This window comes from Vreelandella lionensis (assembly GCF_044543515.1).
Lineage (GTDB): Bacteria > Pseudomonadota > Gammaproteobacteria > Pseudomonadales > Halomonadaceae > Vreelandella > Vreelandella lionensis.
Genome location: NZ_JBITWC010000002.1, coordinates 141,307 through 167,353 on the forward strand (window position 1 = coordinate 141,307; position 26,047 = coordinate 167,353).

24 protein-coding genes are annotated in these 26,047 nt (G+C 56.1%); 20 read left to right on the forward strand and 4 right to left on the reverse strand.

Going from position 1 to position 26,047, the window contains the following annotated elements:
- Positions 1 to 26 precede the first annotated feature (26 nt).
- From ACIGG6_RS01685 to nth, 8 genes are read left to right on the forward strand one after another with little or no spacing between them, the layout of a single operon-like run.
- The gene (locus ACIGG6_RS01685) at positions 27 to 254 is read left to right on the forward strand and encodes a diguanylate cyclase domain-containing protein (protein ID WP_348637400.1); all 228 of its coding nucleotides are present in this window, start codon (positions 27 to 29) and stop codon (positions 252 to 254) included.
- A 15-nt stretch (positions 255 to 269) separates the two neighbouring features.
- Positions 270 to 851, forward strand: coding sequence for an electron transport complex subunit RsxA (gene rsxA / locus ACIGG6_RS01690; protein WP_044627977.1), 582 nt, complete (start codon positions 270 to 272; stop codon positions 849 to 851).
- A 5-nt stretch (positions 852 to 856) separates the two neighbouring features.
- Positions 857 to 1,438: an electron transport complex subunit RsxB gene (rsxB, locus tag ACIGG6_RS01695; protein WP_044627978.1), complete on the forward strand. Its 582-nt coding sequence runs from the start codon at positions 857 to 859 to the stop codon at positions 1,436 to 1,438.
- Positions 1,425 to 3,095, forward strand: a complete 1,671-nt coding sequence (rsxC, locus tag ACIGG6_RS01700; RefSeq protein WP_399841568.1) for an electron transport complex subunit RsxC — start codon at positions 1,425 to 1,427, stop codon at positions 3,093 to 3,095. Before rsxB ends, rsxC begins: the two co-directional genes overlap by 14 nt.
- On the forward strand, positions 3,092 to 4,123 hold the full coding sequence (locus ACIGG6_RS01705; RefSeq protein WP_399841570.1) for an RnfABCDGE type electron transport complex subunit D: 1,032 nt from the start codon (positions 3,092 to 3,094) through the stop codon (positions 4,121 to 4,123). Before rsxC ends, ACIGG6_RS01705 begins: the two co-directional genes overlap by 4 nt.
- Positions 4,120 to 4,746, forward strand: a complete 627-nt coding sequence (gene rsxG / locus ACIGG6_RS01710) for an electron transport complex subunit RsxG (protein ID WP_399841573.1) — start codon at positions 4,120 to 4,122, stop codon at positions 4,744 to 4,746. Before ACIGG6_RS01705 ends, rsxG begins: the two co-directional genes overlap by 4 nt.
- Positions 4,743 to 5,444 carry an electron transport complex subunit E gene (locus tag ACIGG6_RS01715; protein WP_399841574.1) on the forward strand — a complete coding sequence of 234 codons (702 nt, stop codon included), beginning with the start codon at positions 4,743 to 4,745 and terminating at the stop codon, positions 5,442 to 5,444. Before rsxG ends, ACIGG6_RS01715 begins: the two co-directional genes overlap by 4 nt.
- A 29-nt stretch (positions 5,445 to 5,473) precedes the next feature.
- Positions 5,474 to 6,112: an endonuclease III gene (gene nth / locus ACIGG6_RS01720; RefSeq protein WP_399841577.1), complete on the forward strand. Its 639-nt coding sequence runs from the start codon at positions 5,474 to 5,476 to the stop codon at positions 6,110 to 6,112.
- 19 nt (positions 6,113 to 6,131) lie between these two features.
- Here the strand turns inward: nth and ACIGG6_RS01725 are convergent, their stop codons facing one another.
- Positions 6,132 to 7,217, reverse strand: coding sequence for a tRNA-queuosine alpha-mannosyltransferase domain-containing protein (locus ACIGG6_RS01725; RefSeq protein WP_399841657.1), 1,086 nt, complete (start codon positions 7,215 to 7,217; stop codon positions 6,132 to 6,134).
- A gap of 138 nt (positions 7,218 to 7,355) precedes the next feature.
- On the opposite strand from ACIGG6_RS01725, the gene ACIGG6_RS01730 reads away from it, so the two are divergent.
- From ACIGG6_RS01730 to ACIGG6_RS01750, 5 genes are all read left to right on the forward strand, one after another.
- The gene (locus tag ACIGG6_RS01730) at positions 7,356 to 7,730 is read left to right on the forward strand and encodes a response regulator transcription factor (protein ID WP_399841579.1); all 375 of its coding nucleotides are present in this window, start codon (positions 7,356 to 7,358) and stop codon (positions 7,728 to 7,730) included.
- Entirely contained in the window at positions 7,727 to 9,784 is a 2,058-nt protein-coding gene (locus ACIGG6_RS01735) for a 3'-5' exonuclease (protein ID WP_399841582.1), read from the forward strand. Before ACIGG6_RS01730 ends, ACIGG6_RS01735 begins: the two co-directional genes overlap by 4 nt.
- The gene (locus ACIGG6_RS01740) at positions 9,781 to 9,987 is read left to right on the forward strand and encodes a hypothetical protein (protein WP_044627986.1); all 207 of its coding nucleotides are present in this window, start codon (positions 9,781 to 9,783) and stop codon (positions 9,985 to 9,987) included. Before ACIGG6_RS01735 ends, ACIGG6_RS01740 begins: the two co-directional genes overlap by 4 nt.
- Positions 9,988 to 9,989: 2 nt before the next feature.
- Positions 9,990 to 12,725: an ATP-binding protein gene (locus ACIGG6_RS01745; protein WP_399841584.1), complete on the forward strand. Its 2,736-nt coding sequence runs from the start codon at positions 9,990 to 9,992 to the stop codon at positions 12,723 to 12,725.
- Positions 12,726 to 12,840: 115 nt separating this feature from the next.
- The gene (locus ACIGG6_RS01750) at positions 12,841 to 14,049 is read left to right on the forward strand and encodes an EAL and HDOD domain-containing protein (protein WP_399841587.1); all 1,209 of its coding nucleotides are present in this window, start codon (positions 12,841 to 12,843) and stop codon (positions 14,047 to 14,049) included.
- Here ACIGG6_RS01750 and ACIGG6_RS01755 read toward each other — a convergent pair.
- Together ACIGG6_RS01755 and ACIGG6_RS01760 are read right to left on the reverse strand one after the other, a co-directional pair.
- Positions 14,042 to 14,374, reverse strand: a complete 333-nt coding sequence (locus tag ACIGG6_RS01755) for an HlyU family transcriptional regulator (RefSeq protein ID WP_399841590.1) — start codon at positions 14,372 to 14,374, stop codon at positions 14,042 to 14,044. The genes ACIGG6_RS01750 and ACIGG6_RS01755 overlap by 8 nt on opposite strands.
- A gap of 51 nt (positions 14,375 to 14,425) precedes the next feature.
- On the reverse strand, positions 14,426 to 15,646 hold the full coding sequence (locus ACIGG6_RS01760; RefSeq protein ID WP_044627989.1) for an argininosuccinate synthase: 1,221 nt from the start codon (positions 15,644 to 15,646) through the stop codon (positions 14,426 to 14,428).
- Between the two features lie 212 nt (positions 15,647 to 15,858).
- Between ACIGG6_RS01760 and rnt the strand changes: the two genes are divergently transcribed.
- Together rnt and ACIGG6_RS01770 are read left to right on the forward strand one after the other, a co-directional pair.
- Positions 15,859 to 16,530 (forward strand): ribonuclease T, encoded by a 672-nt coding sequence (gene rnt, locus ACIGG6_RS01765; protein WP_399841593.1) that lies wholly within the window; start codon positions 15,859 to 15,861, stop codon positions 16,528 to 16,530.
- Between the two features lie 212 nt (positions 16,531 to 16,742).
- A complete protein-coding gene (locus ACIGG6_RS01770; protein WP_083023871.1) occupies positions 16,743 to 18,002 on the forward strand; it encodes a 6-phosphofructokinase in 1,260 nt (419 codons plus the stop codon).
- 108 nt (positions 18,003 to 18,110) lie between these two features.
- Here ACIGG6_RS01770 and ACIGG6_RS01775 read toward each other — a convergent pair whose 3' ends face one another.
- Positions 18,111 to 19,826 (reverse strand): protein kinase domain-containing protein, encoded by a 1,716-nt coding sequence (locus tag ACIGG6_RS01775; RefSeq protein ID WP_399841595.1) that lies wholly within the window; start codon positions 19,824 to 19,826, stop codon positions 18,111 to 18,113.
- Positions 19,827 to 20,177: 351 nt separating this feature from the next.
- Here ACIGG6_RS01775 and ppa point away from each other — a divergent pair, with 351 nt between their 5' ends.
- From ppa to prmA, 5 genes are all read left to right on the forward strand, one after another.
- On the forward strand, positions 20,178 to 20,708 hold the full coding sequence (gene ppa, locus ACIGG6_RS01780; RefSeq protein ID WP_044627994.1) for an inorganic diphosphatase: 531 nt from the start codon (positions 20,178 to 20,180) through the stop codon (positions 20,706 to 20,708).
- 173 nt (positions 20,709 to 20,881) lie between these two features.
- Complete coding sequence (dsbD, locus tag ACIGG6_RS01785) at positions 20,882 to 22,759, forward strand: protein-disulfide reductase DsbD (RefSeq protein ID WP_399841598.1); 1,878 nt, start codon at positions 20,882 to 20,884, stop codon at positions 22,757 to 22,759.
- Positions 22,760 to 23,091: 332 nt separating this feature from the next.
- Positions 23,092 to 23,553: an acetyl-CoA carboxylase biotin carboxyl carrier protein gene (gene accB / locus ACIGG6_RS01790; RefSeq protein ID WP_399841601.1), complete on the forward strand. Its 462-nt coding sequence runs from the start codon at positions 23,092 to 23,094 to the stop codon at positions 23,551 to 23,553.
- A gap of 30 nt (positions 23,554 to 23,583) precedes the next feature.
- The gene (gene accC, locus ACIGG6_RS01795) at positions 23,584 to 24,924 is read left to right on the forward strand and encodes an acetyl-CoA carboxylase biotin carboxylase subunit (protein WP_399841603.1); all 1,341 of its coding nucleotides are present in this window, start codon (positions 23,584 to 23,586) and stop codon (positions 24,922 to 24,924) included.
- A 127-nt stretch (positions 24,925 to 25,051) separates the two neighbouring features.
- Positions 25,052 to 25,963 carry a 50S ribosomal protein L11 methyltransferase gene (prmA, locus tag ACIGG6_RS01800; RefSeq protein ID WP_399841605.1) on the forward strand — a complete coding sequence of 304 codons (912 nt, stop codon included), beginning with the start codon at positions 25,052 to 25,054 and terminating at the stop codon, positions 25,961 to 25,963.
- Positions 25,964 to 26,047: the final 84 nt, after the last annotated feature.

Genomic DNA, 26,047 nt, shown 5'->3' on the forward strand with positions numbered 1-26,047 from the left:
CTACTTCCATTTAGACCCATGACTCACTGTCGGAGCTTCCCAACCGGCGGTTATTCGATCAACGCTTAACCTTAGCGGTGAGCCAAGCCAGTGCAGACAGTGAACTACTGGCCGTCATGATGCTGGATATCGATCACTTCAAACTCTACAACGACTATTATGGCCATCAGAAAGGAGACGAGTGCTTACAGCAAGTGGCGACTGCGCTGCATGTCTCTCTACAAGCCCCCTCTAGCCAGCCACCCTATTTCTAAGCAAAATACGCCGTCATGAATGAACTCTTCGTTATTTTGGTCAGCACCGCGCTGGTCAACAATTTTGTGTTGGTCCAATTTCTTGGGCTATGCCCGTTTATGGGTGTCTCGAACAAGCTCGAATCGGCAATGGGCATGTCGTTGGCCACCACGTTCGTGTTGACGCTAGCCTCTGCCGCTAGCTATGTGGTTTATCACGGCTTGCTGGTGCCCTTTGATATTACCTATCTGCGTACCATTAGCTTTATCGTCGTGATTGCCGCCGTGGTGCAGTTCACGGAAATCATGGTGCGCCAGCTCAGTCCGTTACTGCATCAGGTGCTGGGTATTTTTCTGCCACTGATTACCACCAACTGCGCCGTCCTCGGCGTGGCGCTGCTGTCGCTGAACCGAGAGCTGAGCTTTTTCCATACCACGCTGTATGGCCTGGGCGCTGCGTTAGGCTTTTCGCTGGTGCTTGTACTGTTTGCCGCCATGCGCGAACGCTTGGCTAGCGCAGATGTACCCAAGCCCTTTCGTGGTGCCGCTATCGCCATGATTACCGCCAGCCTCATGTCGTTGGCATTTCTCGGATTTTCCGGACTGGTACAGGGGTAACGGCCATGAGCGATTCATTTTCATGGTGGGGCGTGCTTAGCGCCGTCGGCGTACTCACCGGCCTGGGCATCACCTTTGGCGCGCTACTCGGCATGGCGAGCGCGCGCTTTAAAGGTGAAGAGAACCCGCTGGTTGAGAAAATTGATGCGCTGCTGCCACAAACCCAATGTGGCCAGTGCGGCTATCCCGGCTGTCGCCCCTACGCTGAAGCGATCAATCAGGGCGACGCCATCAATAAGTGCCCTCCCGGCGGTGAGGCAACTATTCTCGCCCTAGCGGATATGCTCGGCCGTGACCCTGCCCCGCTAGATGGGGAAGCAGCCAGTGAAGATACCGTGGCGTATATCCGTGAAGCCGAGTGTATCGGCTGCACCAAGTGCATTCAGGCGTGCCCGGTAGATGCCATTATTGGCGCGGCCAAACAGATGCATACCGTGATCGAAGACGAGTGCACCGGCTGCGACCTCTGCGTGGCCCCCTGCCCGGTGGACTGCATCGACATGCTGCCCAGACGCAAACCGCTGACACAGTGGGAGCCCATCGTGAGCGACCGCCAGCCATTAAGGAGCGCGCATGCCGGCCTATGAATTCCCCGGTGGCATCTACCCGCCCGAACGTAAAGAGCGCTCTAATCAAGCGCCGCTGCGCACCGCGCCGCTGCCAAAGGTGGTCACGCTACCGCTGTCGCAACATACCGGTAAAGCGGCACTGCCCTGCGTCAACGTGGGCGATGCGGTCAAAACAGGCACACTAGTCGCCCGCCGAGATGGCATGGTCTCAGCTAATGTGCACGCCAGTATCAGCGGCACCGTGATCGAGATAACTTACAGCGTGATCATCATTCAAGGCGATGGCGAAGATCGCTGGGCCACGCTACCGCCGCTGGATTGGCGAACCGCAGAGCGCGCCGCACTGCTGGAACGGCTAGATGACAGCGGGCTTATTGGGCTAGGGGGGGCTGGCTTTCCGGCCTACATCAAAGCTCAAGTCAACGAGCACCACGCCATTGATACGCTGGTGGTCAATGCCGCCGAATGTGAGCCTTACATTACCGCTGATGACCTCACGCTTCGCCACTATGCGGCGGATGTGCTTGAGGGGGCTCAATTGCTGGCCCGCCTATGTGGAGCCGCGCACATCATCGTCGGTGTCGAAGATAACAAGCTTGAGGCTATTCAGGCCCTACAAGCCCTTCTTACGGTCATTGCTGACAGCGAACCGCTCGCGAGCGTGACGCTGAAGATAATCGAAACCCGCTACCCCAGCGGCGGAGAGCGCCAGTTGATTAAAAAGCTGCTGAACCGCGAGGTGCCTAGCGGTGGGCTACCGGCGGATATTGGCGTGCTATGCCACAACCCCGGCACGCTGCTCGCGGCGCTGCAAGCGGTACGCGACGGACTACCGCTGGTCGCAAGGGTCGTTACCCTAACTGGTGATGCCATTACCCAGCCCGGCAACTACTGGGTTCGTGTAGGCACCTCGGTAGACGCGCTGCTGGCGCAGGTTGGCGTGGACGACGAGCAGTTGCATCAAGTGGTGGTCGGCGGGCCGATGATGGGCACGCCGCTTACGTCATTAGACACTCCCGTCACCAAAACGACCAACTGCCTGATTGCCGCGACAAAAGAGGAGCTGCCGCCAGCACCCGCAGAAGCCCCCTGCATTCGCTGCGGCGCTTGTGAAAGTGTGTGCCCTGCTCAACTGCTTCCCCAGCAGTTGCACTGGTACGCCCGTGCCGAAAACGATGCCGCCCTTGAAGCCCATCATCTGTTCGACTGTATTGAGTGCGGTGCCTGCAGCTACGTTTGCCCCAGCGCGATCCCTTTAGTGCAGGACTACCGCTCCTCCAAACAGCGTATTCGGCATAAACGCATCGAAACCGCCAAGGCGGAACACGCCAAGCACCGCTTTGAGTTCCGCCAAGCGCGGCTGGCCAGGGAAGAAGCGGAGAAGAAGGCGCGCCGTCAGGCACGGCTCGCCCAGCAGCAGTCCGCTTCCAGCGACGCTACGGGCACTCAAGCGGCTCCCGCGGGAGACCTACGCAGCCTGCGCATCGCTCAAACGGCCGCCAAAGCCGCCGTGCGAAAAGCGGAGAAAGTGCTGGCACGGGCCGCCGCTCAAGACCCGCAGCAGCACCACGACGATTTGGAGACTCAGCTCGCCACTGCCCAAGAGAATCTCAAAGCAGCAGAGGCACGATTGGCCGAAGCTCGCGCCGCCAGTGAACAGAAGGAAGCGCCATGAGCATGATGCACGCCCCCCAGCTGGGAAAAGCACCATCAACAGCCCATGTGATGCGCTGGGTCATCGCCGCCACGCTTCCGGGCCTTGCGGTGATGACGCTCTATTTTGGGCTAGGTGTGATCAGCAATGTACTGATCGCGGCGCTTTGGGCCGTCGCTGCTGAAGCGCTCATTCTGCGCCTGCGCCACCGCCCCGTTTGGCCGACGCTCAACGACTCCAGCGCCCTGCTCACTGGCGTGTTGCTAGGCGCCTCGTTGCCACCTGCGAGCCCCTGGTGGCTGATAGGCGTTGGGGTGATCGCCGCCGTCGTCGTCGCGAAGCAGCTCTATGGCGGCTTGGGCCACAATCCGTTCAACCCTGCGATGGTGGGCTATGCGCTGCTGCTGGTGTCGTTTCCCACCCATATGACGCTCTGGACACCGCCCCAACCGCTTTGGCCCGATTCACTATGGCCACAAATCTTGGGTACCGTCCCCGTGTCAGCGCTGGATGCCTTGAGCGGTGCCACACCCTTAGATGCCTTCAAACACAAAGGCGACGCCGTGCTCGCCAGCGAGTTCTGGGCATCGTCGCCGCTCCCTGAAGGAACGCTGAATGCTTGGCGTAATATCGCGCTGGCATGGCTGGCAGGGGGCGTGGTGTTGATCGTCAAGCGGCTGATAAGTTGGCATATTCCAGTCTCTATGCTGGGAAGTATGATGCTGCTCTCCGCGTTGTTCTACGCCAGCGACACCAGCCACTTTGCCTCACCGCTGTTTCATCTGCTTACCGGGGCGACGCTTTTTGGTGCCTTCTTCATTGCCACCGACCCGGTCTCAGCGGCCACCAGTCGTCAGGGGAAGCTGTTATACGGTGCGGGGATTGGCGTGCTGGTCATCCTGATTCGTAATTTAGGCGGCTACCCGGATGCCGTCGCCTTTGCCGTGCTGCTGATGAATCTCTGCGTGCCGTTGCTGGACATGGTCAGCGTGCCACGCCCGGTCGGTCAAGCTACCGCTCGGCCTGATGAGAGGAAGAGCGCGCCATGACCACTCAACATGCCATGCTGCGTGGCGCGCTGGCCCTTGGCCTGTTTGCCCTGGTCACTGCCGGCAGCGTCGCCCTCACCCGCGCTGTGACCGCCGAGCGCATTGCCGAACACCAGCTTGCCTATCAACATCGTCAGTTGCAGGAAGTGCTGCCCGCTTCACTGGCCTCGGTGCCGGTTCAGGCCGTATTAGAGAGCGCGTTTTCGCTACCCGACTCAGCGCCATTGGGGCACCGCACGCCTCAAGAGGGTTGGCGGGTGCAGCAAGGTAGCGAAGCCGCCACCATTCTGCCGGTCGTGACACGTCAAGGGTATAACGGTGACATTCGCTTGCTGGTCGCCATCGACCAAAGTGGGCAACTCACCGGGGTGCGGGTGACTCACCACCAAGAGACGCCAGGACTTGGCGATGATATCGATCGGTCGCGCAGCGACTGGATCACGTCATTCAACGGCCTTAGCCTCGAAAGCCTGCCCCCAAGCGGCTGGGCCGTGAGCAAAGAGGGCGGCGAATTCGACAGTTTCACCGGTGCGACGATTACCCCACGGGCCGTCATTAACGCCGTTCATGAGGCGCTGCGCTACTATCAGCGCGAACTCGTTCAGCAGGAGCCCACACCATGAGCCAGTGGACACAGCTTGCCCGAGAAGGGCTTTGGACGAATAACCCGGCGCTGGTGCAGCTATTGGGGCTTTGCCCGCTGCTGGCCGTCAGCGCCACGGTGGTGAATGCGCTAGGCTTGGCGCTGGCCACACTGCTGGTCTTGGTAGGCGCCAGCACAACAATCTCGCTGATTCGCCATCAGGTGCCTAGCGCCGTGCGGCTCCCCGCGTTTGTGATGGTGATTGCCGCCTTTGTGACCTGCGCTGAGCTGCTCATGGCCGCGTTTGCTTACTCGCTCTATCAAATTTTGGGCATTTTCATCCCGCTCATCGTAACTAACTGCGCCATTTTGGGCCGGGCGGATGCGTTTGCCTCCCGCCAACCCGTGCTGCCTGCAGCAATCGATGGGGTGATGATGGGGCTGGGCTTTGGTGCGGTATTAGTGCTGATGGGCGCGATCCGCGAGCTGGTGGGCCAAGGGACGCTGTTTAGCGACATGGCGCTGCTGTTTGGGCCGGTTGCCGCTCACTGGCAGATCACCCTGGTGGCGGATTACCAGTTTCTCTTTTTCATCCTGCCCCCCGGCGCGTTCTTCGTTGCAGGGCTTTTGATCGCGCTGAAAAACGTGCTGGATCAACGGCGCGCCGCCCGCGCTCAGCCCGTCAACGTCGCACCGCGAGCCGAGCGCCGTGTGCGGGTCACCGGCACTATTAAATAAGCACCATTCAATAACCAAGAGAACACGCCATGAATGCTCAAAAGCGTCATGAGATATTTGCGCGCCTCCAGGCGGAAAACCCACACCCCACCACCGAGCTCAACTGGAGCACGCCGTTTGAGCTGTTGGCAGCGGTCCTGCTCTCCGCCCAAGCAACGGATGTAGGCGTGAATAAAGCCACGGCCAAGCTTTATCCGGTCGCGAATACTCCTGAGGCGATCATTGAGCTGGGTATTGATGGCCTAAAGCAGCACATTAAAACCATTGGCCTGTTTAACACCAAGGCAGAGAATTTAATGAAGACCTGCCATCTGCTGGTCAATCAGCACGGCGGCGAGGTTCCCAACACCCGTCAAGCCTTGGAAGCGCTGCCCGGTGTGGGGCGTAAAACCGCCAATGTGATTTTAAACACCGCCTTTGGCCAGCCCACTATCGCGGTGGATACGCATATTTTTCGCGTTTCGAACCGTACCGGTATCGCCAAAGGTAAAGACGTGTTGGAAGTCGAGCAGAAGCTGTTGCGCCACGTTCCCAGCGCCTTTAAACAAGATGCCCACCACTGGCTGATTTTACACGGGCGCTACACCTGCCTTGCGCGTAAACCCCGCTGCGGTAGCTGCATCATCGAAGATCTATGCGACTATAAAGAAAAGACCGAGCTTGCCTAACGGCACGCCAACGCCAGGATCACTCTATGCCGAGCAGGTCATTAGTTGCCCCCTCCACCAGCAGCTGACGATACGTTTCTCGCCAGCGCGGCCACTGCCATGGCTGAGTATCCAACTGCGCGGGCTGGCTACCGGGGTCTAACAGCCACGCTTTCAAGCGCTGATAGAGCCCCTCTTGTGTACCATCGTAGCGATATTGGGCGGGATAAAGTTCAGGAAAGCAGAGCCTATCCGGTACCAGCGGCGTGGCTCCTCGCTGGGCAGCCTCCATGATCGCCAGCCCCTGAAACTCATGCCAAGTGGTTGACACCACAATACCTCCACCATTGAGCAGCGCGCGGTACTCCGCCTCCGGCTGCGGCCCCCAGCAGATAATATGCTCAGCCAGGCGCACCTGCGCCTCGGCAAATATCGGTGGCACGTCGCGAAACTGCTGGCCAAGCACCGCCAACTCAAAGGGCACCTGCTGCTCGCTTAGCTTGAACAGCACCGCGAAGAAGTCCTCCGGGTTTTTGTCATACTCCCAACGGTGATTCCAAATCAGCCGCTGCGGGTTTGAGTTACCAGCGGCGGCACAGTTAGCAGGCGCGATGGGCACGGGCACCACGCGAGCGCTTTGGCGTAGCCGTTCTAGCGGTTTAGCCGCCGGTAGATTTTCCGGCATTTTCTTTAAAAAACGCCGCGCACCATCAAAAAAAGAGTCCCGGTTATAGGCCGTGTTGAACACCAGCACATCTGCCGCCAGTGCCGCATACAAGTTGACCATTTTGGCTTCTACCTGGGGCATCTGCTCGCTGGATTCGGGGTAGGCGAACTGATTTTCGTGAAAATAGACGATCTTTCTTGCTCGCCCCAGATGGGGAAACAGCCCCACTAAGGTGGCGATATCTACCATAGACGTTGCCAGCACTACATCGTAGGGCTGACTTAACCGCTCGTACTCTTTTAACCACCAGCTCAACGGATTGCCGCGGATACGCCAGGAGAAGTGGCGAGGAGGCAAGCTTAGCAACGTCCAGGCTACCTCGTTCACTTCAGACATTAAGCTGTTAGCCCAATAACGGTGGCTAACCGCTTCATAAGCCGATAACAATAAAACGCGCATCATCCTGTCTACCGGTGAAAGGTTCTCTTCATACACAGCATTCGGCCAAGGTCGTCTTGGCCGAATGCTGTACGCTACATACACTTAAACCATCGCTAGCAGTCGCACTGCTCATCTAACGCCGCTGAGGAGACCGTAATGGCCAACGTATTAGTGGTCGATGATGAACCCAATATCCTACTCTCCCTTGAGTTCCTCATGTCCCATGCCGGGCTGACGGTAACGACAGCACCCGACGGCGAAACCGCGCTGCAGAGAATTGCCGATGCATCCCCTGACCTGTTGTTACTGGACATCAGCTTGCCGGGCATCAGTGGCTTTGAAGTGCTGGAGCAGCTGCGCCGCTCAGAGTCCGAACGGCATTTGCCGGTGATTATGTTAACGGCTCATGGCCGTGAAGTAGAGCGGGAAAAAGGCTTTGCGCTGGGCGCAGATGACTACGTCACCAAGCCTTTCTCTACCCAGCAGCTTGTAGAGAAGGTCAAAGCCCTGTTAGCCGAGCGTGCACCATGACACGCAAGGGCCTTCCTAAACGCCAACGCTTGGTCGGCGTGTGGCTGCTGCTAAGCGGCGTTAGCTTAGTGGGGGGAGCGCTCTTTGCCGCTTGGTTAGATAGCCAGCTGGCGCTTTCAGGCATGGCGCGTGCGGCTCTATGGCTGGGCAGTTTTTCAGGCGGCATCACGCTTTTTTTAATGGGCCTACTGCTGGAGCGCATGCTATTTACACCCCTTCGCCACCTTCAAGCGCAGCTGGCGCGCTGGGTAGCCAACCCAGATGCCCAAGACGAACACACCGCAGAGGGCTGGTTAAAAGGGCTTGGCCCAGACCTTCGCCGCGTCAGCCACAGCTGGCGCGCCGACCGCTCTCGACTCGCCACCGCCCATGCAGAAGGTGCGCGTAGCGCATCGCGTATACGCCAAGAGCTTGAAACGCTGCTACAGGTGCTTGAAACACCGCTGCTACTCTGCGACCGGCACCGGCGGGTGATGTTGTTTAATCAGGCTGCCGAAAACTTCTTTGCGGGTAATACCGGCCTGGGACTTGGCAAACGTCTGGATGCCCTGCTGCCGACAGCTACCCTTGCCAACGCCATGGCACAACTACCCAACGACGGCTCGCCTCGGGAAATGCTCGCCCCCTGTGACCAGCGCTGGTTAAAGGTTGTCATTCGCCGGGTGCCCGGCAGTGAACGCGAAACGCTGGTAACTTGTAGCGATGCGACCACCACCTGGAATAATGAAATGGGCGTGCGGGCCGAACTTAATCATCTATTGCCGCCACTTCGACAGCACTCCGCCAGCTTAAGCAGCGCCGCTGATGCGCTGCGTCAAATTCCCCCCTCAGAAAAGTCGCTTGAGCTACGAGCACGTTTAGAGCAAGTAGTGCACGATGAGAGCCAAGCATTAAACAAGCACGTCGCGGAGATTGGCTCGCTGCTGGACGATCTTCAGTACCACGGCGAACGGTTAAGACCCATTTGGTCCAACGATTTTTGGCAATCGCTGGATGAGCGCCTTGACCCTGCCCATCGCTTAATCACCCCTATCGGCGTGCCCGCTTGGTTTAAAGGCGACGCCCCAGCGCTGATTGAGCTATTCCACTCTCTGGTGGATCACCTGCGCTGCCACTTGCCCAGCAGCGGTTTTGAAGGTGAAGTCACGCTCAACCCAAAACGCGCTTACGTTGACTTGATTTGGCAAGGCTCCCCCGTCCCCGAAGGCGAGCTCACCATTTGGCGCGAGCACCCGCTGACCACGCTACCGCTTAGCCCCTCAGTCGCGGATATTCTGCGCCAGCACGCGACCGATATCTGGAGTGTTGCCGATGCGGATAAACGCCACGCACGACTAAGACTGCCGCTACCAACGATTGCACAAGCCCAAGCGCCTCGTGAGCTCGCCCCTCCGCGCCCGGAATTCCATGACTTTGGCATCGCCCAGCTCCCTGCGCCTGACGAGGCTCTGGCCAGCAGAGCTCTACGCTGCCTGGATATCGTGGCGTTTGATACGGAGACTACTGGCCTTGAGCTGCGCCGAGGAGACACGGTGATTAGCCTAGGCGCCTGCCGGATCGTCAATGGTCGTTTACTGGCGAATGATGCGTTTGATCATTTCGTGGACCCGAAGCGCGCCATTCCTGCTGCCAGTACGGTGATTCACGGCATTACCGATGCGGATGTCGCGGGCGCTGCCCCCCTTGAAACAGTGCTTGACCTGTTTCAAGACTACATTGGTGAGGCCGTACTGCTCGCCCATAATGCGGCTTTCGATATGCTGGCCATTAGCAACCGTGGCGTTGACTTTACGATGCCTGTTTTAGACACACTGCTTATTTCAAAAGCGCTCGATGAAGCATTGGATGGTCACGATTTAGACACGCTAGCCAAGCGCTATGACCTCCACTTTCCACCAGGCACTCGCCACACGGCGTTAGGTGATGCCCGCGTTACCGCAGAGCTATGGCTAGCACTGCTGCCACGGCTTGAGGCCCGAGGCATTGATACGTTGGAAGAGCTGCTTGCCCTGCAGGCAAATGCCTTTGATAAAGAGGATGCCAGCGCGCCATGAACCCCTTCAGCGCTCCCTCCCGCAGGCGCGAACGGCTCATCGCGCTGGCCCTGCTGGCACTGTTTATGTTTTGCCCGCCGATGCTGCTTATTGTTGATCGTTTACCAGGCCTGCTGGGTTGGCTACCGCTCTACCTATTTGTCGTTTGGGGAGCGCTCATTGGATTCACCGCTTGGCTGGTTGAGCCCCCCAAGGAACCATGACCATGCGCGGCGATTGGGTAGTGATTGGTACCGCCTTTTGCTATTTGGCCTTGCTCTTTATGGTCGCCGCCTGGGGAGACCGGCGCGCCGAACAGGGCCGCTCGCTGATTGGCTCGCCTACGGTCTATGCCCTCTCTATCGCGGTTTACTGTACTGCCTGGACGTTTTACGGCAGCGTTGGCCGCGCAGCACAGTATGGCCCTAGCTTCCTACTGATTTACTTGGGGCCAACACTGGCGATGCTGCTAGCCCCTTTTACACTACGCAAAATGGTGCGCATTGCCGCACAGCAGCGCATCACCTCGATTGCCGACTTTATCAGCGCCCGCTACGGCAAAAGCTCCCGTTTAGGGGCACTCGTGGCCATCATGGCGCTCATCACCATCACCCCTTATATCGCACTTCAGCTAAAAGCCATCACGGTGAGTCATGCGGTACTGATGAACTACCCGCTGGGTGCCGATATCACGCTAGAGAACGAACGCTTCTGGATGGACCGCTCTTTTTGGATAGCGATGGTGTTGGCGGTGTTTATTATTCTTTTTGGCACCCGTCACTTAGATGCCAGCGAGCGCCACGAAGGGATGGTGGCTGCCATTGCCGTAGAGTCCCTGGTGAAACTGATCGCCTTTCTGGCAGTGGGCGTATTTGTCACGTTCATCATGTTTGCAGGGCCAGGCGCCCTCTTAGCCGAAGTCGCTGCTACACCAGCATTAATCAATAGCATGCGCCTAGAAAACGTACCTGGCGGCGCAACGGGCTGGGTGGGTATGCTGCTGCTGGCATTTCTGGCCTTCTTTACACTACCCCGGCAGTTCCAGGTTCTCGTGGTGGAGAATGTTGACGAGCAGCACCTCCATCGCGCCAGCTGGCTATTCCCGCTCTATTTGCTGTTGATTAACCTGTTTGTCATCCCGATTGCCTTAGCCGGGCTGCTACTTGGCGAGGGCGATCCCGATAGCTTCGTGCTCACGCTGCCCCTCTCTGCGGGGCTAGAAGGTTTGCCGCTGTTAGTCTTTATCGGTGGTCTTTCAGCCGCCACCGGCATGGTCATTGTTGAGACGATTGCCCTCTCTACCATGGTCAGCAATCAGCTCATTATGCCTCTGCTGCTGAAAGTAAAGCGCCTTTATATTGGGCGCCATGGCCGGCTTGCCGACTGGCTACTCAATATTCGGCGCATCGCCATTTTGCTGATTCTACTCATGGGCTATCTCTACCATGCGCTGATCGGCGATAGCTACAGCCTGGTAACCATCGGGCTGGTCTCTTTTGCGGGAGTGGCCCAGTTTGCCCCTGCACTGCTTATCGGGCTTTACTGGCGCGGGGCAACGCGCCAGGGGGCAACGTTAGGGCTGCTCGCTGGATTTTTTATCTGGTTCTATACGCTGCTGCTGCCGGGGTTTGCACAGTCGGGCTGGCTGAAAGAGACGTTAATCACCCAGGGCCCTTGGGAAATCAGTTGGCTATCACCTTACGCGCTGCTGGGGCTAAGCGGATGGGATATTTATACGCATTCACTGTTTTGGAGCATGCTAGTTAATGTTAGCTTACTGATTGGCGTATCATTATTCACTCGTCCTACACCACTAGAGCAGACTCAGGCCGCACTATTTACCGAGGCAATGCACCCCAATCTGCAAACCACTTCACTCTGGCAAGGTGAAACCACCGAAGGCGCACTCCATGCACTGTTAATTCGGTATTTGGGAAGTATGGCAACTCAGCGTGTCTTTGCATCCCAAACGGCACAACCTGTTACCGAGACCGATGCTTATCAGCGGCCAGCGTCTAAAGCACTAATCACTCGTGCTGAACAAGCATTGGCTGGCTCCCTGGGTAGCGCATCCGCCAGCGTATTAATCAACTCGGTCTTACGTGGTGAAGCATTAGATGTAGAGTCAGTGCTCACTATTTTAGACACCACCTCCCAGGCCTTAGAATACAACCGCCAATTAGAGCAAAAGTCCCAGGAACTAGCTCGTGTCGGTGAAGAGCTACGCAGCGCTAACGAACGGTTACGTGAGCTTGATCGCATGAAAGATGAGTTTGTCGCTATGGTCAGTCATGAACTTCGCACGCCACTAACATCTATACGATCATTTGCAGAAATTTTACGCGACACACCCGATATCGCGGCCGATAAACGTCATCAATTTCTCAGCATTATGGTACTGGAAAGCCAGCGCCTTTCCCGGCTTATTGAGGAGATTTTGGATTTAGCGCGGCTTGAAAGCGGCCGATTAACCATGAAGCCAGTGGCGGTAAACTTAACAAAACTTGCAAAACAAAGTAGCGATGCCATCTTCCGCTTACATGAGGAGAACGGTATTGGGTTTGAGTTTTATGCAGCGGATGCTCCCGCCATTGTCATTGCGGACCCAGACCGCCTTGAGCAGGTCATTATTAACCTACTGGAAAATGCACGAAAATTTGCTAACCCTCAACACCCAAAGATAAAGCTGTCTGTTTATCCTATCGACAATGCCTTTCAGCTTAGCGTTGAGGATAATGGCCCAGGCATTCCGCCTACAGAGCGCGAAAATGTCTTTGAGAAATTCTATCAGCTGCAGCTTAAAGAGCACACTTCAATGCAAGGTCGGCCTAAAGGAAGCGGTTTAGGCTTGCCCATTAGCCGCGCCATTATTCATCATTTAGGCGGAAAACTCTGGGCTGCAGAATCACAACTAGGCGGCACTAAAATGACATTAGAACTCCCAGCCGTCTCTGCCATGTGAAGAATTGTGCCATTTAACGCATTGTGATCCAATGTAACTAGCATACGTTAGATCTTTTACGCTATTCTTCGCGGCCTCGCACGTCTTTACCCCTGACAGTCGGAGCAGCGGCACTATGCAAGGGTCAGCGCAAGAAGAGATCAGTACCGGCCATTACACTATCGCTATACAGCCAATTGTTAACGTTCAGCTACAGCATGTGGCAGATGAACTGCTTTATCGCGGTGATATGACAGCCAATAGCGCCGCTGTATCTGACGATGTTCAGGCCACCGCTCGAGCCTGTGCCGTGGCGATTTATGAGATTGGATTAGATAAGCTATGCGGCCAACGCAAGCTCTTTATCAATGCATCAGGGGACTGGTTGCTCAACCCTGATTTAAGCGGTTTACCGACTGATCAAATTGTCATTGAAGTATTAGAAGACACTCAAGCAAGTGGCCCTCTGTTAGAAGCCTTGCGCCAGCTTAAAGCTCAAGGCTATACGCTTGCGTTAGATGATTTTGAGCCCCACACTTCCAATAGCCCGCTATTAAACATGGCCGATATCATTAAATTTGACATCTCAACGGGGCTTCCCACCGCACTTATTCAGCGCCTTTACCAAGCGGGTTATACACCGCTAGCAGAGCGAGTGGAAACGTATGCCGAATTTGAACAGTGTAAAGCGCTAGGGTTTAGCTTATTTCAGGGTTATTTTTATCAACGCCCCCAGGTGCAAACTACACAGAATCAGCGTCAGAGCACCTCTCGCTCTAACCAGATGCAATTACTCGCTCAGTTCTATAGCGATAAAGTGCGCTTACCCGCCTTAAGCACACTGATTGCCCGTGACCCATATTTGTTAAACGCGGTATTCAAACGCGCTAACTCAGCCGAAAAAGCGTCTCAGCGTCCAGTTTACAAACTATTAGATTGTATTCTCATTATCGGTTTAAAAGAGCTGCGCACGCTGGTCTCTATTGTCATGCTGGCTGGCAATCACCCCGCCAGTAAAGTCAATTTGATAAATGGCTTAACGCGGGCGTTTGCCTGTGAAGCATTGGCTGAACAGCGGGGCTTGGATGGAGAAGAGGGATTTATTACCGGGCTTTTTTCCCATATGCCGATCATTCTAGGGGTCGAACTGGAAACTATGCTGCAAGAGCTGCCGCTCAGCCCAACGATTAGCCAAGCGCTGACCCTTCGACTGGGCTCGATAGGCAGGCTATTAACCGATATTGAAGATTGCGAACAAGGTACCGCGAACCGAAATGTGCCTGCAGAGTTGATGCTGCAGGCCGCCGCAGAGGCACGCGCCTTGTTGGATACTCACATCAGCTAGGGGGCTGGCTATCTCGACGAGGGTCGGGTTCGAACATCGCATCGCCCACCTCGTCGATGTAACGCTGCGCTTTAGACACCATCAGTGCATCACAAGCCTCACGCCCCGGCACCATATCAGAACGCTCAAACCGGTGCTCTTGCGCGCCACCTTGGCTATCGGGTTTACGTATCCAGCCGCTCACGCGGTATTGGCCGCTTTGGTTATCGGGCTGGGAGATAATTAAATACTCTTTATACTCCACCGATTCAGCCGCTTTGGTGCCAGTACTCGTGTTACCACCGCCCTGCGAACCAAATAAGCCTGAAAGCAACTTCTTAAACATAACGGCTCCTGTTACGCAGTGGCCAGCCCTGAGGCTGGCCACTGTTGAACGTTAGCTCTGCTGACGACCTTTGCCCGCGGCAATACGAAGACGCAGCGCATTCAGCTTGATAAAGCCTTCGGCATCTTTCTGATTGTAAGCGCCCGCATCGTCTTCAAACGTGGCGATAGACTCATCAAACAGTGACTGCTCAGACTTACGGCCGACTACTGTAGCGTTACCTTTATAGAGCTTCATGCGTACAACACCCGAGACATTTTTCTGCGTCTCGTCAATAGCAGCTTGCAGCATGCGGCGCTCAGGGCTCCACCAGTAGCCGTTGTAGATCACTTCAGCATACTTGGGCATCAGCTGATCTTTCAGGTGAGCCTCTTCACGGTCTAACGTCAGTGACTCGATCGCGCGGTGAGCGCGCAGCATGATCGTGCCTCCTGGCGTTTCATAGCAGCCACGCGACTTCATGCCCACATAGCGGTTCTCAACGATATCCAGGCGGCCAATGCCGTTATCGCCACCCAGCTTGTTGAGTTTCTCCAGCACTTCATGTGCCTTCAGCGCTTCGCCGTCAATCGCAACGATGTCGCCTTTCTCGTACGTCAGCTCAACGTAAGTCGGCTGCTCTGGTGCGGCTTCAGGAGAAACGCTCCAACGCCACATGTCCTCTTCGGCTTCGGCCCACGGATCTTCCAAAATGCCGCCTTCGTAGGAGATGTGCAGCAGGTTGGCATCCATGGAGTAGGGAGATTTCTTCTTCTTGTTAGAGAAATCCACCGGAATATTGTGCTCTTCACAGTAAGCCATCAGCTTTTCGCGGGAAGTAAGATCCCACTCGCGCCATGGCGCGATGACTTTAACGCCCGGCTTAAGCGCGTAGCCGCCCAACTCAAAACGCACCTGGTCGTTACCTTTACCGGTCGCGCCGTGAGAAATGGCGTCTGCGCCGGTCTCGTTGGCAATTTCGATCAGGCGCTTGGCGATCAGCGGACGAGCAATAGAGGTGCCCAACAGGTACTCACCTTCATAAATAGTGTTCGCGCGGAACATCGGGAAGACGTAGTCACGCACGAACTCTTCGCGCAGGTCTTCGATGTAAATCTCTTTTACGCCTAGCGCTTGCGCTTTGGCACGAGCAGGCTCGACTTCTTCACCTTGACCGATGTCGGCAGTAAAGGTCACTACCTCGCAGTTGTAGGTCTCTTGCAACCACTTAACGATTACGGATGTGTCCAGGCCGCCTGAATATGCCAGCACAACCTTTTTGACATCGGACATTCTTTGCTCCTTGTAAAAAGCAGTTCACCAGAAAGGGTAGCGCCCTTAAGCCAGCGCTACCTGTTTATTCAAACCATCAGTATAGCGTTCTCAATGCTCAGCGAATACCGTCAACGACGCCTTAGGGGTAAAGCTGCTAGAATCACCCAACCATAGCGGCAAACACTCGCCGCTGATTCTGACCGACTACTCGCTTTACTAAGGAGAGCTGCATGAGCGAGGCAATTGCCCGCGAATTGATGGCCCAGCGTTTTCGCAGTTATTTACCGGTTGTCATTGATTTGGAGACGGGTGGGTTTAATGCTCAAACGGACGCCGTATTGGAAATTGCAGCTGTCACCCTCACCATGGACCCGGACGGTAATTTACTGCCTGACGCGACCTATGCGTACCACATCCACCCCTTTGAGGGGGCCAACGTGGAGCAGTCGGCATTAGACTTCACAGGGATCAATCTGGATGACCCGCTGCGTCGCCAAGTGGCACTCAGTGAGTCTGAGGCGCTGGGTGAGATCTTTCGGCCCATTCGCAAATCGTTGAAAGCCCACGGCTGCTCACGAGCGATTCTCGTCGGCCACAATGCCGCCTTCGACCACGGCTTTCTGAATGCCGCGGCCAACCGCTGCAACATCAAACGCAATCCGTTTCACCCCTTCTCAAGCTTTGATACGGCGACGCTCGCAGGGTTTGTGTATGGTCAAACTGTGCTGGCCAGAGCGTGCCGTGCGGCAGGCATTGAGTTTGATAACAAAGCGGCCCACTCCGCGCGTTACGATACCGAGCGCACGGCTGAGCTGTTTTGCGCAATGGTTAACCGCTATAAAGATTTGGGCGGCTGGCGACTAGCCCAGCGTGAACAAGCGCTGGACGGTGGCGATGAGTAATCCGCGCAGGCAGCTAAAAATCCCCGCAGCGGCGGGTTTGAAACAGCATGTAATGCAGCAGAAATAGCTTTACGCTAAACTTTGCGTCAATTAAGAGCGCTTGGTTCACAGGGCGACTTTCAGTGCGCCTGTGAAGCATCGGCAAGCAAGGGAGCGAACGCTTGCCGTCAATAACGATGAAACCACCCGTTTTCAGGAGATGAGACGTTTCCATGGCCCAGCATAATGCCTTTTACGCCCAGTCCGGTGGCGTTACCGCCGTCATAAATGCCAGCGCCTGCGGCGTTATCGAAGCTTGCCGGCAAGCCCCCGACCAAATCGGCAAGGTGTATGCCGGCCATAACGGCATTATTGGTGCGCTGACGGAAGACCTGATCGATGTCACCCAGGAGAGTGATGATGCCATTGCGGCGCTTCGTCATACGCCTGGCGGTGCGTTCGGTTCGTGCCGCTACAAGTTGAAGGATATCGATACCCACCGCGCCCAGTACGAGCGCCTGATCGAAGTCTTCAAAGCGCACGATATCCGCTATTTCTTCTATAACGGTGGCGGTGACAGCGCCGACACCTGCCTAAAGGTCTCACAGCTTTCAGAAAAGCTTGGTTACCCGCTGACCGCGATTCATGTTCCTAAAACCGTCGACAATGACCTGCCCATTACCGACAACAGCCCCGGTTTTGGCAGCGTCGCAAAGTACATTGCCACGTCTACCCGTGAAGCATCGCTGGATATCGCCTCCATGTGCGCCACGTCCACCAAAGTGTTCGTGCTGGAAGTAATGGGCCGCCATGCGGGCTGGATTGCCGCCGCAGGCGGACTGGCAGGCGAAGGTGAAGGCGAGCCGCCACACCTGATTATCTTCCCGGAAGTGGCTTTTAACCGTAAAGCGGTCATGGCACGGGTGGATGAGAGCGTTAAGAAGTACGGCTACTGCGTCATCGTAGTATCGGAAGGCGCGCGCTACGAAGATGGCACCTTCCTGGCGGATGCAGGTAACACCGATGCTTTCGGTCACCGCCAGCTAGGCGGCGTTGCGCCCACTCTGGCCGGTATGATCAAGCAAGATTTAGGCTACAAATACCACTGGGCCGTGGCCGACTACCTACAGCGTGCGGCTCGCCACTTAGCGTCAAAAACCGACGTTGAGCAAGCATATGCAGTGGGCCGTGAAGCGGTGACGCTGGCACTGGCAGGCAAGAACTCCATGATGCCGGCGATCCGCCGTATTTCACAAACCCCCTACCAGTGGGATGTGATTTCTGCGCCGCTGTCGCAAATTGCCAACCAAGAGAAATTCATGCCTCGCGATTTCATCAGCGAGAACGGCTTTGGCATTACTCAAGCATGCCGAGACTACCTCTCGCCGCTGATCCAAGGCGAAGACTTCCCTCCGTTCGAGAATGGCCTGCCCAAAGTCGCCAAGCTCAAGCTGGCGAAAGTGGAGCAGAAGCTGCCTAAATTCACACTGTAACTTCTCGGCTGGCTGAAACGCTGGCCTAGAAAAAGGGGCGATGACCAGTCATCGCCCCTTCTTAATTGATTGTCCCGTCCTGAATAGAGTGGACTACTGGACGCATTCCTAACGCAGCAGCCAGGAAAGCACCAATAGCAAAAGCAAAATGCCCGCCACGCCTTGCCAAAAGCGTCGAGACTCCGTCCGTGGCTCTTCTCGCTGAGGCATCCGTCCTAACGGGATACGTAGCGCGTGAAGAAACTCCGACATGCGCCTAAAGCGCAGCGGCCGCTGTGGGTCCAGCGCTCGGCGCAGCGCTTCATCCAACGCGGGGGTAATCTCCGGGTTGGTGGTACGGGCGCTACGGTAGCTGAGCTCTTCTAAATCGGTATGACAGCGCAGCTTATTCGGCGTCAAGGTATAGGGCAGTTCTCCGGTTAACAGCCAATAAACCGTGGATGCCAGCGAGTACTGATCGCTGCGTCGCCCCACACTGTCGCCCAGGGCGTACTCTGGAGCCGTGTGCTCATTAAAGCCGATTTGGCGAAGCAGTTCGCCTGAGTGGCGATGGCCATCCACTTCACGCATGTGGCAGGCGCTAAAATCCGCCAGCACTACCTTTCCATGCTGATCAATCAGCACGTTATCCGGAGTGACTTGCTGATGGATAATATCGCGGTGATGCAGCGCTTGAACCGCCTTGCCTAACTGATTGGCAATATCGAGACGTTGGACGAGGCTCGCTTGCGGGTGGCGCTCGGCCCATTGGCGCAGGGTCTCACCTTCTACGTTCTGCATGAGGTAGTAGAGGTAGCGACGTGGGCGCGAGGGTTCCATGACTTTTACCACAAAGGGCGAATTCACCCGTTCCACCACCCACTGCTGCAGTAAAAAGTGCTCTAAATAGGCGTTACGCAGTGAAAGCTCCGGGCTGGGTGCTTTCATCACCATCACGCGATCGCTATGCACATCACGAACTCGGTAAACGCGAGACTGGGCGTTGCGTGACAGCACGGCCTGAATTTCTAACCCATCAAGGCGCTCGCCAGGAGCTAATTCTGGGGGAATCGGCAGATCGCCGTAGAGCATGCCCGGGTGGTCGGTTGCTTCTTCCGGCAGCTCATCAATACGCAGGAGTTGAAAGCAGAACTGATCACCGCCGTAACCGCGCTCCTGAGCGCGCTGCTTTGCCTCGTTGGCCAAACGCTCGCAGGCGGCATCCAAGTCGCTGGCATCTTGCCGAATGAGGCGCACATAGTCCGACGGCATTAGCGTGCCCCGAACCGCTTGGGTGGTGAACACAAACAGGTCGCCCTGCTTGAGCGCTAGATGGGTGTAATCAATATCCACGCTATCGTCCATGCCCAACGCGCGGGAAGGATAACGATAGCCGCCCACATCGGTCACGTGGTCGCGAGTGAGCTGCTCAAACTCGGCGCCACGTAAGCGAAATACCAGCGTATCGCCCATATGGAACAGATGCCCTTCGCGGCCCAAAAACACCATCGCGGAGAGCGAGGAAACAAAGCTACCCTCTTTAACATGCTGGCTTTGGCTATAGCACCAACTGTTGAGGGCGCGCAGCACGCGGGTGGCCGAGGTTTTGGTATCCCAGTGCTCGGGGGTCGAGTAGTAATCAGAGAGAAACCCACGAACACTCAAATCCCCAGCCTGCTTGGCCATGGTATTGCGCGAAATAGAGTCACTAATTACCGCACAGCCGCCCTTCACTTTTAACAGCGGCGCTTCCGGCAGGCGCACCGACATTGAGCTGCGGTGCTGCCGCCGCTCTGGGGCAACAAACGCTTGACCATAACTAATTAGCAACTGGGCGTGCGCCAACTCATCCTCCTGGGCTTACGGCTCACCATCGCAACCACCATATCCACTACTATCACAACCACAGAGCGCTATCATACACGCTGGCACAGCGAAACGATGCCCACCAAACGTCGCGACCGTTACAAAAACCCAGCCCGTACCCCATTACTACTTTGAAGCTCACTAAGCTGCCTAATATGAGGCATCCCCTTAAATCGCGGTGATCTTCAACATCCACGCCGCTAAACACCTATGTCGCATTGGTAATCTATCGACCTTGTTCGTATAATTCTTCACCATTAATGCAATGCATCAACTGCTTAGCTACTGCGCTCTGCAATAGGTAAGAAAAGCCAAGCCAAGGAACCAACGATGAACTTTGATAACATCCCCGCTGGAAAGGATCTGCCCAACGATATCTACGTGGCGATCGAAATTCCTGCTAACCACGCGCCGATTAAGTATGAAATCGACAAAGATATGGGTGCCCTCCTCGTTGACCGTTTCATGGCCACGCCCATGTTCTATCCGGCCAACTACGGCTTTATCCCGCACACGCTGGCCGACGACGGTGACCCGCTAGACGCGCTGGTAGTGACCCCTCATCCGGTAGCGCCTGGCAGCATCATTCGCGCGCGTCCGGTGGGCATTCTGAACATGACCGACGAAGCTGGCGAAGACGCCAAGCTGGTATGCGTGCCGCACCCGAAACTCTCTACACTGTATGATGACGTGCAGGAAGTGACTGACCTGCCCGAACTGCTGCGCCAGCAAATTGCTCACTTCTTCGAGAACTACAAAGACCTCGAGAAAGGCAAGTGGGTCAAAGTTGAGTCTTGGGAAGGCGTTGAAGCCGCTCGCAAGGCCATCGAAAAGTCGGCCGCGGCTTACAAAAAAGCGTAATTAGCGTCACGACACTGCTTGCAAAGGCCGCCTTTAGAGGCGGCCTTTTGCGTTTACATTAACGGAGCATGAAGCACCGCGTCACGACACCGCAGTAAATACGCTAATCTCAGCAGGTGCGCTATCCTGCCTCTTTGTACCCCCAACCTGTTACCAATGCGCAAGGATACTCCGTGTTACTCATGCGACGTTTTAGCTTGTTTTTTATGCTGTGCTGGCTACCTTTATTGGCCCATGGACAGTGGTTCTCCTCAAGCAATCAAAGCGACTTCCTGCCAGTGATGGAAGCCTTCCAACCCAGCGCGTGGCACGATGGTGATACGCTCAGCATTGGGATCGACATTGCCGATGAGTACTATTTGTACCGCCACCAGCTTGCCGTCACGAGCCAGCAGGCATCGGTCGACTTAGAAGAGCCTGTGATCTCACAGGGCACATTCACCACCGATGAATTTGTGGGGGATGTGTACGTTTTTCGCGATCAGCTCGTTTTTGATGTTCCGCTGAGCGCCCCTTATAGCGGGCCAATCAGTATCGAGCTGACCTTTCAGGGGTGCGCCGATGCGGGGTTATGCTACCCACCTGAGCGCATCACCCTTGAAGCCGCAGAAACGTCACCGCCCAGCACGTTTGCCAACTGGCAGGATGAGAGCGAACAAAGCTCTCCAAATCAAACAAGCACGGGTGAACCTGCCCCAAGCAGCGCAGCGACTCAATCGGGCGAGAACGCTGGCTTCTCCGCCCCGCAAAGTGAAGATAGCAAATTCAGCGCGCTGATTAGTGATACCAGCCTACCGCTCGCCTTAGGGCTCTTTTTCCTCGCTGGCATCGGGCTAACCTTTACGCCCTGTGTGCTGCCGATGATTCCCATTCTGTCGTCCATCGTGGTTGGCCAGAACCCCACCAAGCCCCGCGCTTTTGTACTCTCCGCCAGCTATGTGCTTGGCATGTCCGTTACCTATGCCCTAGTGGGCGTATTAATGGGACTGTTTGGAGCCGGGCTAAACCTCCAGGCACATTTACAGTCCGCCCCCGTTTTAATTACTTTTGCCATTCTGTTTACCCTGTTCGCTTTGGCAATGTTTGGCGCCTTTGACCTTCGCATGTCACCGCGAATCGCTAGTAAAGTAGACACTTGGCAAGCCCGCGCCCAGCGCAGTGGCCCACTGGGCTTGGCGGTGGCGGGTGCGCTGTCAGTGCTAGTAGTGTCTCCCTGCGTAACGGCTCCGCTAGCGGGCGCCTTGGTATTTATCTCTTCCACTGGGGACGCCATTATGGGTGGCGTAGTGCTGTTTGCGCTTGGACTCGGCATGGGGCTCCCTTTATTGCTCGTGGGCACCTTCGGCGCGACGCTGCTACCCCGCTCTGGCGGCTGGATGAATGGCGTTAAAATTGCTTTCGGGCTGTTGTTATTAGGTGTAGCGATTTGGATGATTGAGCGTTTAATTGCGCCATCAATCTCTCTTCTGCTGTGGGCGGCCCTAGCAATCGGCAGTGCCCTCACCCTTGGCGCACTGAATACATCGCCCTCTCACGGCTGGGCAAAAGCCCGGCAAACGGCGGGGTTAATGCTGTTGGCCTGGGGGGTAGCACTAGTGTTGGGCGCCGCCCAAGGAAGCAGCAATCCATTACGACCGCTATCGGTGACCACTTCTGGTACAGGGGAAGCCGCTACCACTCCGATCTTTGAAGAAGTCGATAGTCTCAGCGCACTACAGTCTGAGTTGGAGCAAGCCTCTCAAGCGGGGCAGCCCGTGTTTGCCCACTTCACTGCAGAGTGGTGTATCTCCTGCAAACTGATGGAGCGAGATGTCTATCCTGATCCTCAAGTCGCCGCTGCATTGAACGATTTTCAACTAATCGCGGTCGATGTGACAGAGACCAATGCACAAAGTCGCGAACTGCTCAATCATTTCAATCTTTTTGGCCCGCCCAGCCTGCTACTCTTTAGCCAGGGTAAGGAAGTGCGCGAGGCTCGCATTCAGGGTGAAGTGACTGCTCAAGACCTCGTTCAGCATCTCGACTCGTTCAAGCGCTGGCAGCAGGGATAAAAGATGAACTCATGGTCGGTTGCGACAGTGCAACCGGCTTTGAACACATTTTTAAGCTACCGTGTCGCGATCGTCGTCAAACAGTTGTTTAAGTCGCAAATATCACACACATTACCGCGGCCACTGGACAGTGGATGACTTTTTCGGCAAACTCCACAGCCATATTTGCTAAAAAACCCATCTTTTAGCGCTGAGTCTGGGTTAACGTTCGCCATCGTGCTGCGTTCTCTTCATTTTTAAATTTGGTTTACTGCGCTTAAAAGCGCCGCGCCTAGCAGGCATATCTCTCCTGTGACGACGTGTTACTTTGATCAACTTTTGGGGCTATACGAATGGATATTCGCAAAGTTAAAAAACTGATTGAGCTGCTGGAAGAGTCCAACATCAGTGAAATCGAAATTCAGGAAGGTGAAGAATCGGTTCGTATCAGCCGTCACCCCAACGGCGCTGCGTGGCAGCCGCAACCGATGCCTCAGTACGCGCAGCCCGCGCCTGCTGCTCCTCAAGCGCCGGTGGCCACCCCCCCCGCCGATGCCGAACCTCAAGGCGCTAGCTATCGCGGTGAAGCAGTTAACTCGCCGATGGTAGGCACCTTCTATCGCAGCCCGGCACCAGGTGCGAAAGCATTCGTTGAAGTAGGCGACACAGTGAAGCAAGGCGACACTGTGTGTATCGTTGAAGCGATGAAAATGATGAACCAGATTGAAGCCGACCGCGACGGCGTGGTTGAGGCCATCCTAGTGGAAGATGGCGAGCCGGTGGAATTTGATCAACCGATGATCGTCCTCGCTTAATCTTTCATATCAACACGGGTGGATTCTCCCATGCTGGACAAGGTACTTATCGCGAACCGCGGCGAGATAGCCCTTCGTATCTTACGCGCATGTAAAGAGCTAGGGATTAAAACTGTTGCGGTTCACTCCAAAGCAGACCGCGAACTGATGCACGTTCGTCTTGCCGATGAAGCCGTCTGCATTGGCCCTGCCTCTTCGGCGCAATCGTACTTAAACATCCCTGCGCTGATCAGCGCGGCTGAAGTGACTGACTCAAGCGCCATTCATCCCGGCTATGGCTTCCTATCTGAGAACGCCAACTTTGCCGAGCAGGTGGAGCGTTCGGGCTTCACTTTTATTGGCCCACGCGCTGAAACCATTCGCCTGATGGGCGATAAAGTCAGCGCGATTGAAGCCATGAAGGCCGCTGGCGTACCGACAGTACCCGGTTCCGACGGCCCGCTAGGTGATGATGACGCCACTAACCTGGCAACTGCACGTCGCATTGGCTACCCAGTCATCATTAAGGCGGCTGCCGGTGGTGGTGGACGCGGCATGCGTGTTGTGCATACCGAAGGCCACCTACTCTCCGCCATTACCGTTACCCGCACCGAAGCCCATGCCGCTTTTGGCGATGGTACTGTCTATATGGAGAAGTTTCTCGAGAAACCTCGCCATGTGGAAGTTCAGGTGCTGGCTGATGGTCAGGGCAATGCTATTCACCTGTATGACCGCGACTGCTCGTTGCAGCGCCGTCATCAGAAAGTACTTGAAGAAGCACCGGCCCCCGGCATTGATCCGGAAGCCCGCGCGAAAGTGCTCGAAGCATGTCGTCAGGCGTGCATCGAGATTAACTACCGCGGCGCGGGCACGTTCGAGTTTCTATACGAAGATGGCGAGTTCTTCTTCATCGAAATGAACACCCGCGTACAAGTAGAGCACCCGGTGACAGAGATGGTCACGGGCGTAGATATCGTTAAAGAGCAGTTGCGTATTGCGTCGGGCATGCCGCTGTCAATTCGCCAGGAAGACGTTAAGCTCAACGGCCACGCTTTTGAGTGCCGTATCAACGCGGAAGATTCGCGTACCTTTATGCCCTCTCCAGGCAAAGTGACGCTGTTTCATGCGCCCGGTGGCTTGGGTGTTCGGATGGACTCCCACCTTTACACTGGCTATACCGTTCCGCCGCACTACGACTCTCTGATTGGCAAGCTCATCACCTGGGGCGCTGACCGAGAGATCGCTTTAACGCGCATGCGCAACGCGCTCGACGAACTGCTGGTCGAAGGCATCAAGACCAACATCGACCTTCAAAAAGATCTGGTGCGCGATAGCTACTTCCGCCAGGGCGGTGTCAACATTCACTACCTGGAAAAGAAGCTAAGCAGCTAACCGTTTGGTGGCTACAATGCCCGCCTTCTGGCGGGCATTTTCGTGGGGTGGTCTAAGCCACCCCACGACTGTTTTGTCTTATATGTCGCTTGTTCCTTTACCCCCTAAACGCCGTGGAGAGACCCATATGCCCTGGCTGCAATTAAAAGCACACGTCGCCCCCGAGCAAGCCGATCTTCTTGAAGAACTGCTGCTTGAGGAAGGCGCGACGGCCATTGGCCTACAGGACGCCCACGACGACCCTGTCTTTGAGCCCGAGCGCGGCACGACCCCACTATGGCAAGACACCATTTTAACGGGTCTCTACGATGACCTTGACGGCATTGATGAGATGCTCAGCCGCATCGAAGCCGCCTGGGCCGAACAAGTGCCCGGTGAACCGTGCCCAACCATTGAGTACGAGCTGCTGGCCGACCGTGATTGGGAACGCGAGTGGATGGATGACTTCACCCCACTGCGCATGGGTGAACGGCTATGGATAGTGCCCAGCTGGCACGAACCCCCCGAAGCAGGCGCAGTGAACTTGATTCTTGACCCAGGCTTGGCGTTTGGAACTGGCACGCACCCCACAACGGCGCTCTGCCTTGAGTGGCTCGACGGATTAGCTGTGCGCAATGAACTACAGGGCAAAGCCGTGCTGGATGTCGGCTGCGGGTCGGGCATTCTCGCCATTGCCGCCTTGAAATTGGGCGCCACCCATGCAGACGGCACGGATATTGACCCACAAGCGCTACAAGCCAGCCGCGACAACGCCGAGCGCAATGCTATTGGTGCGGAGCAGCTGGCGCTCTACTACCCTGAGCAACTTGAGGGCGGCCCCTACCCTATCGTCACGGCCAATATTCTAGCGGGACCGCTGGTCGAGCTTTCTAGCATGATTGCTAGCCACGTAGCGCCCGGTGGTCACATTGCGCTATCAGGCATACTGGCCAACCAAGCCTCCGACGTACTGGAAGCCTACGAAGCCCAAGGGCTTTATATGGATGAACCCACCGTGCGCGAAGGCTGGGTGCGGTTGACAGGCCGCCGCCCCGCATAAAATCGGAATTGGCCTTCAATCCCTTGCGGAGTAGGCGTATCATACGCCCCCTTGAAACGTCCTACTCGTCGATTTCATGCCTAC